Source organism: Sphingopyxis sp. HIX, assembly GCF_001468285.1.
Taxonomy (GTDB): domain Bacteria; phylum Pseudomonadota; class Alphaproteobacteria; order Sphingomonadales; family Sphingomonadaceae; genus Sphingopyxis.
Window position 1 is genome coordinate 25,386 of sequence record NZ_LNSB01000017.1, and the last position, 15,447, is coordinate 40,832.

Sequence of the window (15,447 nt, forward strand, 5' to 3'; positions counted from 1 at the left end):
ATGGCGGCGCGCGCGCATCTCCTCCCCGCGCTGCTCGCCGCGGCGCTTGCGCTGAGCGGCACCGCCCACGCCCAGCGCGTCATCGTCAACCCCTCGTTCGAATCGAACGATCCGCAGGGGCCCGGCGCCGCGAACTACGAGATTTACGCGAACGGATCGGTCGCCGGCTGGGATTCGGCATCGGGCGAGATTGAATTGTGGGATACGAATTTCAACGGCGTGCCCGCCTATGACGGGTCGGTCTTCGCCGAGATGAACGCCAATGTCCCCGGCGCCTTCTACCAGAATATCTGCATGGTGAACGGCGAGTCGATCGGCTGGACCTTCGCGCACCGCGCGCGCTCGGGCGGCCCCGCGACGCAGACGGCGCGCTTCCAGATCGCGAACAGCAGCGGCACCCAGCTCCAGTTGCTCGCGACGCAGGCGTCGACCACCGCGAACCAGGTCTGGAACGTCAACACCGGCAGTGCGACCTACACCGGCGCCTCGGGCGTCCAGCGCGTCCAGTTCATCACCACCGACGCCGGCAGCTACGGCAATTTCCTCGACGACATCCGCATCACGCTCAACCCCTTCGTCGAGCTGTCGGCGGCGACCGGATCGGGGGTCGAATCGATCGCCTCGGCGAACATCCCCGCGCTCCGCGTCAGCGGTACGCTCTTCTCGGCGCGCACCGTCAACGTCAGCATCACCGGCGGCACCGCAGTGCGCGGCACCGACTATACGACCCCGAACGGCGCGGCGAGCTTCACCGTCACCATCCCCGCGGGCACCTATCAGAACACCACCGTGCCGCTCGGCATCGCGGTGATCGACGACACCGCGACCGAAAGCAGCGAGACGATCCAGATCGCGCTGTCGACCGGCACCGGCTACACCGTGTCGAGCACGTCGAGCTGCGGCGGCACCCCGATCACCGCCGCGACCTATACGATCACCGACAATGACTCGCCCGTGGTGCTGACCAAGGCGTGGACGAACGGCATCGCGAACGACGCGGTGAGCCTGGCGATCAGCGGCGGGCTCGTCCCCACGGCGGGCAGCTCGACCGTCGGCGGCACGACGACCAACGCCACCGCCGTCGCGGTCGCCGGATCGACGCTGACATTGACCGAGGCCTTCACGACGGGCGCGGCGGCCAATTACACCAGCAGCCTCGAATGCCGCCGCAACAGCGATAACGCCGTCGTCGCGACCGCGGGCACAGGGCTCAGCCGCACCGTGACGATGCCCAGCGGCACCTCGCTCACCTGCACCTGGACCAACGCCCGCAAGTCGGCGACGCTCGTGGTGCGCAAGACCTGGGTCAACGCGCTCACCACCAACGCCGTCACCGTCACGACCACCGGCCTCGTCAACAACGCCAGCCTCGCGTCGGTCGCGAACAGCGCGAACGAGACCGACACCAACGCCGCGGTCACCGTCTACGCCGCCGAGGCCGCGACGCTCGCCGAGACCTTCACCGCGGGCAGTGGCGCCAACTATACGCAGGCGCTCGCCTGCACCGGCAACGCCACCGCGCTCGCCGGCGCGGTGCTGACGGTGAACCCCGCCGACACCGCGATTGTCTGCACCTTCACCAACAGCCGCATCGTCCAGCAGCTCCGCCTCGCCAAGGCGTGGAGCGGTGCCACGACCGGCCACTCCGCCAGCGCGACCACCACCGGCGGCACCGCCAACCCTAGTTTCAGCTCGACCGCGCCGACCGCGACCACCGGCAGCTATGTCAACGTCCGCGCGGGCGACGTCGTCACCCTGCCCGCCGAGACCTGGGGCGGCGGCGCGGTCGCGGCGCTCTACAACGTGACCGTCGAATGCAGCGGCGGCAGCCCGCTCGCGAGCGGCGCCACCGGGCGCACGCTGACGATCCAGGGCAGCAGCACCGCGACGACCTGCACCTACACCAACGCCTATGTCCTGCCGCTGACGATCGCCAAGAGTTCGGCCGCGTACAGCGACCCGCAGAACGGCACCACCAACCCCAAGCTGATCCCGGGCGGCTTCGCCACCTACAGCCTGACCGTTACCGCCCCCGCGGGCACGCAGGCGACCAGCAACAGCGTCATCGTCACCGACGCGCTGCCCGCGAACCTCGCGCTCTTCGTCGGCACCTACGCCCCCGGCCCGGGCCCGCTCGCCTTCGCCGCCGGATCGAGCGGCCTCACCTACAGCTTCACCAGCCTGTCGAACGCGTCGGACGACCTCAGCTTCTCGAACAACAATGGCGCCAGCTTCACCTACACCCCGGTCGCCAATGCCGACGGCGTCGACCCCAATGTCACGCATATCCGCATCAACCCCAAGGGCAGCATGGCGCCCGGATCGAGCTTCACGATCAACCTTCGCGCGATGGTCGAATAGGGGTTCGAATAGGCCCGATTGCATTCTGTACCGGATAGTCTAGATGGCGCGCTATGAGCACGCGCACCGCTTCGGACAGCAACGATCCCATCGTCGAAAACCGCGACCAGCTCGCGGCCCCCATGATCAAGGGCGAGAAGCCCAAGGACCGCTGGCGCATCGGCACCGAGCACGAAAAATTCGTCTATCGCACGGCCGACCACCGCGCGCCCTCCTACGACGAACCCGGCGGCATCCACGACCTGCTGATGGCGCTCACCCGCTTCGGCTGGGAACCGGTGATCGAGGGCGGCAAGGTGATCGCGCTCGCGGGCAGCGACGGCACCGTCAGCCTCGAACCCGCCGGCCAGCTCGAACTCTCGGGCGCGCCGCTCGAAAATCTCCACCAGACCTGCGCCGAAACCGGGCGGCACCTCAAGCAGGTCAAGGAAGTCGGCGCCGAACTCGGGCTCGGGTTCCTCGGGGTCGGAATGTGGCCCGACAAGACCCGCGCCGAGCTGCCGATCATGCCCAAGGGCCGCTACAAGATCATGCTCGAACATATGCCGCGCGTCGGCACCATGGGGCTCGACATGATGCTGCGCACCTGCACCATCCAGACCAACCTCGACTATTCGTCCGAGGCCGACATGGTGCAGAAGTTCCGCGTTTCGCTCGCGCTCCAGCCGCTCGCGACCGCGCTCTTCGCTTCGTCGCCCTTCACCGAGGGCAAGCCCAATGGTTTTATGTCGTACCGCAGCCATATCTGGACCGACACCGACCCCGCGCGCACCGGCATGCTGCCCTTCGTCTTCGAAAAGGGTTTCGGCTACGAGCGCTATGTCGACTACATGCTCGACGTGCCGATGTATTTCGTCTTCCGCGACGGCCAATATATCGACGCCGCGGGCCTCAGCTTCCGCGACTTCATGAAGGGCGAACTCTCGGTCCTGCCCGGTGAACTGCCGCGGCTCAGCGACTGGAACGACCATCTCTCGACCGCCTTCCCCGAGGTGCGCCTCAAGAGCTTCCTCGAAATGCGCGGTGCCGACGGCGGGCCGTGGAACCGCATCTGCGCGCTCCCCGCGCTCTGGGTCGGGCTGCTCTACGACCAGGGCGCGCTCGACGCCGCCTGGGACCTCGTCAAGGGCTGGAGCATCGAAGAGCAACAGGCGCTGCGCGACGCAGTCCCCAGCGAAGGCCTCGACGCCCCCGCGCCCGGCGGCGGCACCGTCGGCCAGCTCGCGCACCGCGTTCTCGATATCGCGGCGCAGGGTCTCGCGGCGCGCGGCGAGGTCAATTCGATGGGCGACAACGAGGTCGGCTTCCTCGAGCCGCTGCGCCGCATCGCCAAGAGCGGCAAGTCGCCCGCGCACGACCTGCTCGACCGCTACGAGGGACCGTGGCACCACGACCTCTCGAAAATCTACGACGAACTGAGCTTCTAGCCCCGCTCAATACGCCAGCGCGCAGCCGTCGGCGCGCATTTCGCTCGCCGCGGCATAGACGCGCGTGTCGCCGTCGACGCGATGCTCGACGCACTGGTAGCGCCCGAACCCGCCGTCGGACTCGCCGAGCGTCCAGCCGATGTCGGCGAGCCGCCGGCGCGTCGCGTCCGGAACCCCGCTTTCGAGCCGCAGCACGCCGTCGGGGCCCAGACCCGGCGAATCCTCGCCCATCGTCTCCGACGACCCCTCATGATGCCAGCGCGGCGAATCCCCCGCTGCCTGGATTTCCAGCCCGTAATCGAGGCGATTGATCATGATCTGCGCCTGCCCCTGCGGCTGCATGTCGCCCCCCATCACGCCGAAGCTCATCCACGGCACATCGCCGCGCGCCGCGAAGCCCGGGATGATCGTCTGGAACGGCCTTTTGCCGGGCGCATAGATATTGGGGTGTCCGTCAGCCAAGCTGAACAATTGCCCGCGATCCTGGAACATGAAGCCCAGCCCGTCGGCGACCAGCCCCGACCCCATGCCGCGGAAGTTCGACTGGATCATCGACACCATCATGCCGTCCTTGTCGGCGCAGCTGAAATAGGTGGTGTCGCCGCGGCTCGGCGCCTGCCCCGGATGCACCGGCGACAGCAAGCGGTCGGGGCGGATCAGTTTCGCGCGCTCGGCGGCATAATCCTTCGAGATCAGCCACTCGACCGGCACCTTGGCGAAATGCGGATCGGCATAATAACGCGCGCGATCCTCATAGGCGAGGCGCTTGGCCTCGGCCTGCAGATGGATCGACAGCGCCGACTGGAACCCCGCCCCCTTCAGGTCGAAGTTCTCCAGGATATTGAGCATCTGCAAAGTCGCAATGCCCTGCGTGTTCGCGCCGAGCGCATAGACGTCCGTGCCGCGATAGCCGGTCTTGTGCGGCGCTATCCATTCGGACCTGTGCGCCTTGAGATCCTCGTAGCGCAGCCAGCCGCCGATCCGCTTGAAATAGGCGTCGATCGTGCGCGCGATCTCGCCCTCGTAAAAGGCGTCGCGCCCGCCTTCGGCGATCAGGCGAAAGGTGCGCGCGAGGTCGGGATTGCGGAAGACCTGTCCCGCCGCGGGACCCTGGCCGTCGTTCAGGCCATAGGTTTGCAGCGCGTTGTCGATCTCCTCGATCCCGCGCCCCGGCTGGCGGAACCCCGCGAGACTGCGGCGGATATAGTAAGCGATCATGTCGGGGACCGGCGCCCCCGCCTCGGCATGCGCGATGACGGGTTCGAACAGCTCCTTCCACGGCAGCTTGCCGTAGCGCTGATGCATCGTCCACCAGCCGTCGATCGCGCCCGGCACCGATACGCTGATCGCACCATAGGCGGGCAGCGTGCCGCCCTTGGCCCGGCTGCGCACCGTCGCGAGGTCGAGCCCGCGCGGGCTCTTGCCCGATCCCGCGAGGCCAGCGAGCTTCTTCGCCTTCGGGTCCCAGATCATCGCATAGACGTCGCCGCCGATGCCGTTCGCGGTCGGCTCGAGCAGCCCCAGGCACGCATTGATCGCAATGGCCGCGTCGACTGCGGATCCGCCGCGCTTCAGCATCTCGATTCCCGCCAGCGTCGCCAGCGGATGCGCGGTGCCCGCCGCGCCGTTGAGGCCATAGACCGCGGTGCGCGAGGCAAAGCTCGCCCCGACCGGCCGGTCGCCGCCGCCGACATCGGGCCGCAAGAAGCGGTCTTCGCCGGCTTCCCAGCCGGACGGCCCCGCGCCGCCGGGCTCGGCCGCGGCCTTCGGCCGGGCGGTCTGGGCGGCAAGCGTCGACGGCAGAAGCGCCGCGGCCGGAGCGGCGGCCAGCAGGGTACGGCGGTGCATGGATGTCATCCCTCAAAGCGCCGCTTCTGCGGCAAGCGCCGGCGGGGCGCAACCATGATGCATCGCCGACGCGGCGCCCGCCCGCGCGCCCGCAAAAAAGTGAAGCAAAAGCGCAACAGTGCCGACACGAACGTCAGCCGGGCGTCGTTCCACGATTGATTGCGCGCGCGTGCGGAGTCAAAGGGCGGCTGGTTCCACCGCTCTCCCATTCTCCACTCTGTTTCAGGAAGCTTGCCCATGCGCCACTTTCCTTCCGCTACCGCTATAGCATTCGTACTTGCCGCCACCGGCTTTGCCGCGCCCGCCTTTGCGCAGGATAGCGCGCCCGTCGTCGAGGACGACAGCGGCCTCACCGACATCATCGTCACCGCGCAGCGCCGCGAGGAAAGCCTGCAGGACGTCCCCGTCGCGGTCTCGGTGCTGTCGGGCGACACGCTCGGCGCGATCACCTCGACCGGCTCGGACATCCGCGCGCTCGCCGGCCGCGTGCCCAGCCTCAACATCGAGAGCTCCTACGGCCGCTCCTTCCCGCGCTTCTACATCCGCGGCCTCGGCAACACCGATTTCGACCTCAACGCCTCGCAGCCGGTCAGCCTCGTCTATGACGACGTCGTGCTCGAAAACCCGATCCTGAAGGGCTTCCCGATCTTCGACCTCGACCGCGTCGAAGTGCTGCGCGGGCCGCAGGGCACTTTGTTCGGCCGCAACACCCCCGCGGGCATCGTCAAGTTCGACACCGTCAAGCCCGGCGAGACCGGCGGCTATGCCAAGGTCAGCTACGGCCGTTACGGCACCAGCCAGGTCGAGGTCGCGGCGGGCGCCGCCGACGACAATGGCTTCTCGGTCCGCCTGTCGACCCTGTTCCAGCACCGCAATGACTGGGTCGACAATGTCGCGACCCCGGCGAAGAAGGACCTCGGCGGTTACGACGACATCGCCGCGCGCCTCCAGCTGCAATATGAGAGCGGCCCCTTCACCGCGCGCGCGGTCGGCCAGGTCCGCGTCTACGACGGCTCGGCGATCATCTTCCGCGCCAACACCCAGCTTCCGGGCAGCAACGACCTCGTCGGCCTCGGCGGCGCAGGCACCGAATTCGAGCGCGACAAGGTCTACCAGGACGGCATCAACTTCCAGAAGCTTAACACCTATAACGCCGGGCTGAACCTCGAATATGATTTCGGGCCGGTGACGCTCTACTCGATCACCTCCTACTGGAACGGCAATTTCAAGAGCCGCGGCGACATCGACGGCGGCTTCGGCGCGGTGTTCCTGCCGGTGTCGGGCCCCGGCCTGATCCCCTTCCAGGCGCAGAGCCAGGACAATGTCCCCAGCCTCGACCAGTTCACGCAGGAAATCCGTATCGCGTCGAACAATTCGACCGGCCTCGGCTACCAGTTCGGCGTCTTCTATTTCGACGAAGGCCTCGACATCACCAGCTTCGAATTCGGCGGCCCGACCGACGCCACCCCGTCGGCGATCGCGGTGCAGCGCCAGGACAGCGAAGCCTACGGCATCTTCGGCTCGGTCAATTACGCGTTCGACAATGGGCTGAAGCTGCAGGCCGGCGCGCGCTACAACCATGACACGCGCGATTTCGTCGCCGCGCGTCCGGTCGAGACGCGCCCGCCCTTCGTCGTGAGCCCGAACACCCCGGTCCCGCCGCAGGCGGCCACCGTCAAGGGCAAGCTCCTCACCTGGGACGCCAGCGCCACCTATGAGGCGTCGGACGCGGTGACGATCTACGCCCGCGTCGCGCGCGGCTATCGCGCGCCGTCGGTGCAGGGCCGCCTGACCTTCTCGCGCGTGATCTCGACCGCCGACCAGGAAGAGACGATGTCGTACGAGGCGGGCATCAAGACCGCCTTCCTGGACGACAAGGTCCGCTTCAACCTGACCGGCTATTATTTCGACACCAAGGACCTGCAGCTGACCGCGGTCGGCGGCACGGCCAACGTCGCGAGCCTGCTCAACGTCGATGCCAAGGGTCACGGCGTCGAGGCCGAACTGCAGGCGGCGCCCGCCACCGGGCTGACCTTCTCGGTCGGCGGCGCGTGGAACGTCGCGAAGATCGACGACGCCAACGCCTTCGTCGCGGGCTGCGGCTCGGCGACGCCGTGCACCGTGCTCGACCCGCAGCGCCCGGGCAGTCCCGGCATCTTCTCGATCGACGGCAACCAGCTGCCGCAGTCGCCGAAGTGGACGGTGAACTGGACCGCGGGTTACGAAATCCCGGTCGGCGACGGCGCGGTCTATGCCTTCACCGACTGGTATTACCGCTCGAAGGTGCAGTTCTTCCTCTATCGCTCGGTCGAATTCTCGGACGACAAGCTGCTCGAGGGCGGGCTGCGCGTCGGTTACAAGACCGACCGCTTCGACGTCGCAGCCTTCGTGCGCAACATCACCGGCGACAAGTCGGTGACCGGCGGCATCGATTTCAACAACCTCACCAGCTACGTCAACGAACCCCGCATCTGGGGCGCCGAAGCAAGCGTGAAGTTCTGATCTTGCCCTCTCCCCTTCAGGGGAGAGGATAGCGCAGCTCGCTCCGGCAGGAGCTAGCGAAGCTTGGAGAGGGGGATGCTGCGGCGCCCCCTCTCAACTGCGGCTAGCCGGACGAGCCGGCAAGCCTCCGTATCTCTCCCCTGAAGGGGAGAGAGCGGGAACTAAGCCACCGGCCCGATGCGCTCGTCGGGCTCCAGCCGGATCAACGGCCGCTTGCGCCCGCTCAGCTTGGCAAAGAAGCGCGGCACCGGCGCATTTTCCTGCGCCCAGTTCCAATAGGCCTGATAGGCGGGGTCGGCGAGGAGATGCTTCTCCTCGGTCTTGGCGCGCCAGTAATAGACCCCGCTGACCAACCCCAGCAGCACCGTGTTGCGCAGCCCCTCGATCCAGCCGCCGCTGGTCGCGAGAAAGGGCATCGCGCCGATCCACCAGCTCAAATTCTTCGAGAGATACGCCGGGTGGCGCGTATATTTATACGGCCCGTGGGTCAGCACGCCGCGGTGCGTCAGGTTCGAGAAGCGGATGCCGAAGGCCATCGTCGCCCAGCTGTAGATCGCGGTCAGCGACACCAGCGCGATCGCCCAGACGATCATGATGCTGTCGTGCCCCTCGAGCCAATAGCCCCAGTCCGAGCCGTTCACCTGATAGTCGAGCGGCCCGCCGTTCATCAGGATGAAGGGCGGGTAGCAGACCAGCGCCGCGACCCATGCCATGCCATAGGGGTTGGCGGTGCGGATGTGCGAATCGAGCGGCTTCAGCGTCAATATATAGCCGACGGTCGCGATATGGACGTCGACAAGGTAGAGAAGGTTGATCGCCCAGAGGCCGGTCATATAGGGATTGGCGAGCACCTCGCTCATCGACACCGTCACCAGCGCCGAAAAATTGCCCGGCACGATCGAGAGCATGAAGGCGGTGAAGAAGCCCTTGACCGCCCAGGCGCGGAAATGATGGCCGATCGCGCGGCCGTCGACCGGCTGGCCGGGCGCAACGAGCCAGCGCCCGAACTGCCAGCAGCCGTCGCGCGGCTCGGTCATGCGGCGGTCGAGCCAGAGCATGTAGGGCACCGAGATCAGCAGCAGCCAGGGCGCGACGCGCTCGAGCAAATCCATCGAAAAGGCGTAATTGCCCTCCCAATAATAGCGCATCAGCGCATAGGTCGCCGCGATCATCCCCCAGGTCGTCCAGAGCCCGGCGAGCTTGGTCAGGCTGATGTCGATCGTCTCGCGCCACGGGCGGCGCAGCGACCAGTCGATCCCGGTCGAGGGATTGCGGTGCACCTTGTCGACGAACACCGACCACAAGACCATCGGAATCGCGCAGGCGAGCACGCTCGCGATCGCCGAATTGGGCCCGCTCAAGGGGCCATGATTGCCCCAGTCGATCCCGAGGAAACCCGCGATCTGGGGCGCGGTGCGCGCGATCAGCAGATAGGAGAAGAGCCCGATCAGCCCGACGATGCCGACCCCGGCGCTGACCGCCGAGCGCGGCCGCACGGCCAATTTCGCCGGGGTTTCCGCGGCTGGCTCGGCGCCCGCGGGCACCGTCATTTTGGGCATGTGAGTCACGCCTCCCGCCTAGCCAAAAATGGTAAGCAAGCCGTCAATATTACCGCATGATTCGCAGCGAAATCGCCCCAAAATGGCAGCGTTGCACGGCTTTGACACCGTTCACCGCATCCCCCTTTCGACTCGGCGCGAGTCGCCTTCGGGGGATTCGCGAGTCGCCCGGACTCCTGATAAGGCGCGCATCATTCGGGGCGGAGGGCTCCAATAATAACAAGATGGGGTCGCCACTTGTCATCGAAATCGACGGGCCTGCGCCATTGGCGCCAGCGCTTCAATGCGCTGTTTCAGGACCATGAAATCTTCATCCGCACGCACGGTCACGTGCGATTCCTTCGTATCAGCGCCAAATGGCAGAAGCGCGTCGCGCTCATCGCCGCCGCGGTGCTGCTCGCCTGGGCGGGCGCGACGCTGGCGGTGCTGGTCAACCAGCTGCTGACCTCGGGCGAACGCGCCGCGGTCGCCGAGCAGCAGGCCGCCGCCGCCGCCGCCGAAGCGCGCATCGCCAAATATCGCGACAGCGTCGCCGAAACCGCAGCCGACCTCGCCGATCGCCAGGACCAGCTCGACGAATGGTCGAAGGTGCATTTCGGGGTCGAGGCCGATGCGGTCACCCCCGAAGAAGGCGCTGACGCGCCGAAGGCCGAACCCGCCGCGCTCGAAACCAGCGCGATCGACCCGAACCTGCCCCCCGAGGCGCAGGCGCTCGCGCGCATCGAAAAACGCCAGGAGGCCTTCGCGGGCCGCCTGCTCGCCGCGGTGAACGACCGCGCTACCAAGGCCGAGACGGCGGTCGCCGCGCTCGGGCTCGACCCCAAGGGCCTCGTCCGCAGCGCCGCGGCCGGCCGCGGCGGTCCCTTCATTCCGTACCGCGGCAAGATGGGCAAGGCGAAGGCCTTCGGCCCGTCCTTCGCCAAGCTGGAGGGCGCGCTGTTCCGCATGGAAGTGCTCGAACGCACGCTCGTCGCGGTGCCCTCGGGCAACCCCGCCGACGTGATGATGATGTCGTCGGGCTTCGGCTATCGCAGCGATCCCTTCACCGGCGCCGGCGCGATGCACGCCGGCCTCGACTTCCGCGGCCCGATCGGCACCCCGATCCTCGCCGCCGCGCCGGGCAAGATCGTCTTCGTCGGCCAGAAGTCGGGTTACGGCAATGTCGTCGAGGTCGACCATGGTCAGGGGATCTTAACCCGCTATGCCCACTTGTCGGGGTTCACCACGCGGGTGGGAACGCAGGTCGCGGCCGGGGAACAGATCGCCAAAATGGGTTCGACCGGGCGCTCGACCGGCAGCCACCTGCATTTCGAAGTTCGTTTGAACGGCGTCGCGGTCAACCCCCGCCGTTTTCTGGAGGCCAAAGCCGATGTTCTCGAAGTCAAAGACGACGCCCGACAGCGAGTCGGTTCCGTCGCCAGTGCCGCCCGCTAAGATGGCGACCGGCGCGCGCCATACGACCTTTTCGATCCTCGGATCGGACGTGGTCGTCACCGGCAATGTCTCCGCGACCGTCGACCTGCACGTCGACGGCAAGATCGAGGGCGACCTGAAATGCGCCAACCTCGTCCAAGGCGAGGCGAGCGAGATCAAGGGCGCGGTGGTCGCCGAGACCGCGAAGATCGCGGGCCTCGTCGACGGCTCGATCGAGGCGAAGACGCTGATCGTCCACGCCACCGCGCGGATCACCGGCGACGTCGTCTACGAAACGATCACGATCGAGAATGGCGGCAAGATCGACGGCAAGCTGTCGCACCGCCGCCACGGCGCGGGCGTCGCCAAGGCCCCCCCGCCGCTCGAGGTGGTCGAGAATAAGTCGGCCTCGCTGGGCATCTGACGCGGGCCGCCCGGCTCAGTTGGACAGCGCGCTCTCGCGGCTCGGGCCTTCGTCGCGCCGCGCCGCGGTACTGCTGCGCTGGATCGCCACGCAGTCGCGCCCGCCGCGCTTGGCATCGTAGAGCGCCTCGTCGGCGAGCCGGTAGAGCTGCTGGAAATCGCTCGCCGGGCGCACCTCGGCGACCCCGACGCTGGCGGTGACGATACGCTCGCCGATCGCGTCGCGATGGTCGCAGGCGGCGATGCCGCGCCGCACGCTTTCGGCGAAGCGCGCGAGCACCATGCCCTCCATGCCGACGGTGAGCAGCCCGAATTCCTCGCCGCCAAGCCGCGCCGCGGTGCACATCGGCCCCTCCCAGCGCGCGATCCGCCGCCCGATCTCGCAGAGCACCGCGTCGCCCGCGTCGTGGCCGTGGATGTCGTTGATCGATTTGAAGCGGTCGATGTCGACGAGCAGCAGCGCCGCGGGCAGGTCGTCGGCGCGCGCGCGTTCGAGCAAGGGCGTCACGCTGTCGACGAAGCCGCGGCGGTTGGGCAGCCCGGTCAACGGATCGCGCCGCGCGAGCTGCTGCGCCAGCGCCTCCGATTCGCGCGCGCTGTCGCGCTCGACGCGGAGCGTCGCGAGCCGCCTTGTCGCCGAGGCCGACAGCCACAGCGCCTGCCAGGTCGCCGCGGCGAGCACGAGCAATTTCGACCCGCCGCCCCACACGCTGTCGTCGACGTCGACGATATGGATGAAGGCGAGCACCGCCATCGGCAGGCACCAGGCCGCGAGGAAATCGCGCGCCTCGACCGACCCGCGGCGCCACGCCCAGCCGAGGCAGAGCGCCACCGCGATCAGGTCGGCGACGACGATCAGCCCCAGGACATTGCCCCAGGCGGCGAGGCTCTCGCTGCGGATGAGCGCGAGCGGGATGCCGATGACGCCGACGATTGCCCCGAGCGACAGCGCACCACTGCGCAGCCAGCGCGGCACGACGCTACGCTCGATCGCCAGCACCGCGCTCGCGGTGGCGACGGCGATGGCGAAACAGGCGAGCAGGGTCGCGAGCTGCGCCGACACCGTGCCCGCGAGGCCGGGAAAGAGCGCGAGATGCGCCTGCGACCAGAGCGCGCCCCAGACGAGCATCGTCGCCGACCAGCCCGCCTGCCACGCGAGATATTGCCGCCGCACCGCGACCGCGAGCGACAGGCTGTAGATGCCGCTGACGAGCAGCAGGGTCAGCGCCGCGCCGACGCCCACCGCCATGCCGGTCGACTGCACCACCGCCTCGTCCTTGGGCAGCAGCCGCGCGCGGAACAGGCCATAACTCGCGAGCCGGTCGAAGCGCAAAGTCACGCCGGTGAGCTTCGCGCTGCGCTCGGGCGCCTCGAACAGGATCTGCCCGCCCGCGCGCCAGTGCGATCCAAAATCGCCCTGCCGCACCTGCTGCCAGCGCGTCTGCCCGTCGGCATAGGTGAAGGCGACCGCGAGCCGGTCGAAGCGCGTCTGGTGGACGAGCAGCGCGAGATCGCCGCGCGTGATCGCCACCTTCGCCGGATCGGTGCGCAGCCACAGGCTGCCGCGATGATAGCCCTCGGGCGTGCCGGTGCAGGCATAGCGCAGCGCCGCCAGCCGGTCGTCGGGCACATCGGTCGCGCTCACCGCATGGCAGAGCCGGCCCTCGCCGTTCAGCGTCACCGCCTGCGCCGGCGCCGCCGCCAGACCGAGCAACAGCAACGCCAGGCCGAAAAACAGCCGGCCGCAGAGCTTCGCCAAGGGATCGCGCACGACGGTCATGCCCCGGCTATCGCAGCAATAGGTTGGAAAATCTTTACCATGATCGCGCGCGCTTTTCGGTCTCACCGGCGGCCGACGCGCATCGCGACGCGCACCCGATCGCCGAGCCCGACGCCTTCGGCCTTCTGCACCGCGACCTTGACCGGCAGCAGATAGGTGCCGTCGCGCGGGAAGAGCGAGGTCGCGAATTCGGTCGAACCGATCGTCGCGATCACCGGCACCACGCCCCAGCCATAGCTTTCGGAGAGCGCGGCGTAGCGGATCTCGCCGACATGGTCGTCGGGCACGGGCGCGAAGAGGAAAGGCGCGGGGCCGCGCCATTCGACGATCGCCGTGTCGAAGACGATCTCCGCCATCAGCTGCGCGGCGCCTGCCGCCGATAGCTCAAAGCCTCGGCGACATGGATGCGCCCGACGCTGTCCACCCCCGCGAGGTCGGCGATGGTGCGCGCGACCCGCAGAATGCGCGTGTAGCCGCGCGCCGACAGCCGCATCGCCTCGGCCGCCTGCGCGAGCAGTTTCCGCCCCGGCTCGTCGGGGGTCGCGACCGCCTCGAGCAGCTCGCCGTCGATCTCGGCATTGGTGCGCGCCTTGTGCCCCGCATAGCGCAAGGTCTGGACTTCGCGCGCGCCCGCGACGCGCGCGGCGACTTCGGCGCTGCCCTCGGCGGGAGGCGGCAGGACGAGGTCGGCGGCGCGCACCGCCTCGACCTCGACGTGCAGGTCGATGCGGTCCAGCAAGGGCCCCGAGAGCTTCGCCTGATAGTCGGCGGCGCAGCGCGGCGCGCGGCTGCACGCGAGTGCGGGGTCGCCGAGATGGCCGCAGCGGCACGGATTCATCGCCGCGACGAGCTGGACGCGCGCGGGAAAGGTGACATGCGCATTGGCGCGCGCGACGCTGACCTCGCCGGTCTCGAGCGGCTGGCGCAGCGAATCGAGCACCGCGCGCTGGAACTCGGGCAATTCGTCGAGGAACAGCACGCCGAGATGCGCGAGGCTGACCTCGCCCGGCCGCACGCGCAGCCCGCCGCCGACGAGCGCGGGCATCGACGCCGAATGATGCGGGCTACGGAAGGGCCGCGCGCGGACGAGCCGCCCGCCCTCGAGCGTGCCCGCGACCGAGGCGATCATCGACACTTCGAGCGCCTCGGCGGGGGTGAGGTCGGGGAGGATGCCCGGCATGCACGCCGCCATCAGCGACTTGCCCGCGCCCGGCGGGCCGGACATCATCAGATTATGCGCCCCCGCCGCAGCGATTTCGAGCGCGCGCTTGGCGGTCTCCTGCCCCTTGACCTGCGCGAGGTCGGCGCCGCGGACGGGCGCTTCGACCTCGCCGGGTACCGGCGCGGCGAGCAGGGCGCTGCCGCGGAAATGGTTGAGCAGCGACAGGAGATCGGGCGCGCCGAGCACCTCGACCTGCCCCGCCCACGCCGCCTCGGGCCCCTGCGCCGCGGGGCAGACGAGCCCGCGCTCGACGCTCGCGGCGTGGATCGCGGCGAGCAGCACCCCGGGCGAGGAAGCGACGCGGCCGTCGAGCCCGAGTTCGCCGACCACGACGTACGACGCCAGCGTCTCGGGATCGATCACCCCCATCGCGCCCAGCAGCGCGAGCGCGATCGGCAGGTCGTAGTGCGAGCCTTCCTTGGGCAGGTCGGCGGGCGAGAGGTTGACCGTGATGACCTTGGGCGGCAGCGACAGCCCGATCGCCGCGATCGCGGCGCGCACGCGCTCGCGGCTTTCGCCGACCGCCTTGTCGGGCAGCCCGACAACGACGAAGCGCGGCATGCCGGGCGTGATCTGGCACTGCACCTCGACCCCGCGCGCGTCGATGCCGAGATAGGCGACGGTGGAAACGATCGCGACCATAGACCCCCCGGCGGGCCCGGCCGTCGACCGATGTGCCCGCTTTGTTCCCCGCGCCCTTTTACGCCAAGCGGCGGGAAGGTCGAGTCTTTTTCGAGGATTGCATCGATAGCGGATGGATCGGTGGATCGGGGGTGGGGAGCGGACCATCTTAATCCTCCCTATCGCGCAGCGATGGGGAGGGGGACCATGCGAAGCATGGTGGAGGGGTGGTAGCCTGAAAGCCGACGTCAAGGCCTCGACCCCTCCACCACCCTGCGGGTGGTCCCCCTC

The 15,447-nt window shown here is 68.5% G+C and carries 10 protein-coding genes; 5 read left to right on the forward strand and 5 right to left on the reverse strand.

Features of this window, described 5'->3' with window-relative positions:
* Entirely contained in the window at positions 1–2,361 is a 2,361-nt protein-coding gene (locus ATE62_RS09815) for a beta strand repeat-containing protein (RefSeq protein ID WP_058807571.1), read from the forward strand.
* Between the two features lie 53 nt (positions 2,362–2,414).
* The gene (locus tag ATE62_RS09820; RefSeq protein ID WP_058807572.1) at positions 2,415–3,788 is read left to right on the forward strand and encodes a glutamate--cysteine ligase; all 1,374 of its coding nucleotides are present in this window, start codon (positions 2,415–2,417) and stop codon (positions 3,786–3,788) included.
* A 6-nt stretch (positions 3,789–3,794) separates the two neighbouring features.
* On the opposite strand, the gene ATE62_RS09825 is transcribed toward ATE62_RS09820, so the two are convergent.
* Positions 3,795–5,636 (reverse strand): gamma-glutamyltransferase family protein, encoded by a 1,842-nt coding sequence (locus ATE62_RS09825; RefSeq protein WP_058807573.1) that lies wholly within the window; start codon positions 5,634–5,636, stop codon positions 3,795–3,797.
* Between the two features lie 237 nt (positions 5,637–5,873).
* Here ATE62_RS09825 and ATE62_RS09830 point away from each other — a divergent pair, with 237 nt between their 5' ends.
* On the forward strand, positions 5,874–8,138 hold the full coding sequence (locus ATE62_RS09830) for a TonB-dependent receptor (protein WP_058807574.1): 2,265 nt from the start codon (positions 5,874–5,876) through the stop codon (positions 8,136–8,138).
* 161 nt (positions 8,139–8,299) lie between these two features.
* On the opposite strand, the gene ATE62_RS09835 is transcribed toward ATE62_RS09830, so the two are convergent.
* Positions 8,300–9,688, reverse strand: a complete 1,389-nt coding sequence (locus ATE62_RS09835) for a methyltransferase family protein (protein WP_058807587.1) — start codon at positions 9,686–9,688, stop codon at positions 8,300–8,302.
* Between the two features lie 246 nt (positions 9,689–9,934).
* On the opposite strand from ATE62_RS09835, the gene ATE62_RS09840 reads away from it, so the two are divergent.
* Positions 9,935–11,131: a M23 family metallopeptidase gene (locus ATE62_RS09840; protein ID WP_058807575.1), complete on the forward strand. Its 1,197-nt coding sequence runs from the start codon at positions 9,935–9,937 to the stop codon at positions 11,129–11,131.
* A 1-nt stretch (position 11,132) separates the two neighbouring features.
* Complete coding sequence (locus ATE62_RS09845) at positions 11,133–11,534, forward strand: bactofilin family protein (protein WP_082662718.1); 402 nt, start codon at positions 11,133–11,135, stop codon at positions 11,532–11,534.
* Between the two features lie 15 nt (positions 11,535–11,549).
* Here the strand turns inward: ATE62_RS09845 and ATE62_RS09850 are convergent, their stop codons facing one another.
* From ATE62_RS09850 to ATE62_RS09860, 3 genes are all read right to left on the reverse strand, one after another.
* Entirely contained in the window at positions 11,550–13,313 is a 1,764-nt protein-coding gene (locus tag ATE62_RS09850) for a sensor domain-containing diguanylate cyclase (RefSeq protein ID WP_058807577.1), read from the reverse strand.
* Positions 13,314–13,375: 62 nt separating this feature from the next.
* Positions 13,376–13,669 carry a DUF1905 domain-containing protein gene (locus tag ATE62_RS09855; protein WP_058807578.1) on the reverse strand — a complete coding sequence of 98 codons (294 nt, stop codon included), beginning with the start codon at positions 13,667–13,669 and terminating at the stop codon, positions 13,376–13,378.
* Positions 13,669–15,177, reverse strand: a complete 1,509-nt coding sequence (locus tag ATE62_RS09860) for a YifB family Mg chelatase-like AAA ATPase (protein ID WP_058807579.1) — start codon at positions 15,175–15,177, stop codon at positions 13,669–13,671. Before ATE62_RS09860 ends, ATE62_RS09855 begins: the two co-directional genes overlap by 1 nt.
* Between the last annotated feature and the right edge of the window lie 270 nt (positions 15,178–15,447).

Bases quoted from the DNA above. Each gene is read 5' to 3' on its own strand.
- ATE62_RS09815 (WP_058807571.1), top strand. From the start codon at position 1: ATGGCGGCGCGCGCGCATCTCCTCCCCGCGCTGCTCGCCGCGGCGCTT.
- ATE62_RS09830 (WP_058807574.1), top strand. From the start codon at position 5,874: ATGCGCCACTTTCCTTCCGCTACCGCTATAGCATTCGTACTTGCCGCC.
- ATE62_RS09835 (WP_058807587.1), bottom strand. From the start codon at position 9,688: ATGACGGTGCCCGCGGGCGCCGAGCCAGCCGCGGAAACCCCGGCGAAA.
- ATE62_RS09855 (WP_058807578.1), bottom strand. From the start codon at position 13,669: ATGGCGGAGATCGTCTTCGACACGGCGATCGTCGAATGGCGCGGCCCC.
- ATE62_RS09850 (WP_058807577.1), bottom strand. From the start codon at position 13,313: ATGACCGTCGTGCGCGATCCCTTGGCGAAGCTCTGCGGCCGGCTGTTT.
- ATE62_RS09820 (WP_058807572.1), top strand. From the start codon at position 2,415: ATGAGCACGCGCACCGCTTCGGACAGCAACGATCCCATCGTCGAAAAC.
- ATE62_RS09825 (WP_058807573.1), bottom strand. From the start codon at position 5,636: ATGCACCGCCGTACCCTGCTGGCCGCCGCTCCGGCCGCGGCGCTTCTG.
- ATE62_RS09845 (WP_082662718.1), top strand. From the start codon at position 11,133: ATGGCGACCGGCGCGCGCCATACGACCTTTTCGATCCTCGGATCGGAC.
- ATE62_RS09860 (WP_058807579.1), bottom strand. From the start codon at position 15,177: ATGGTCGCGATCGTTTCCACCGTCGCCTATCTCGGCATCGACGCGCGC.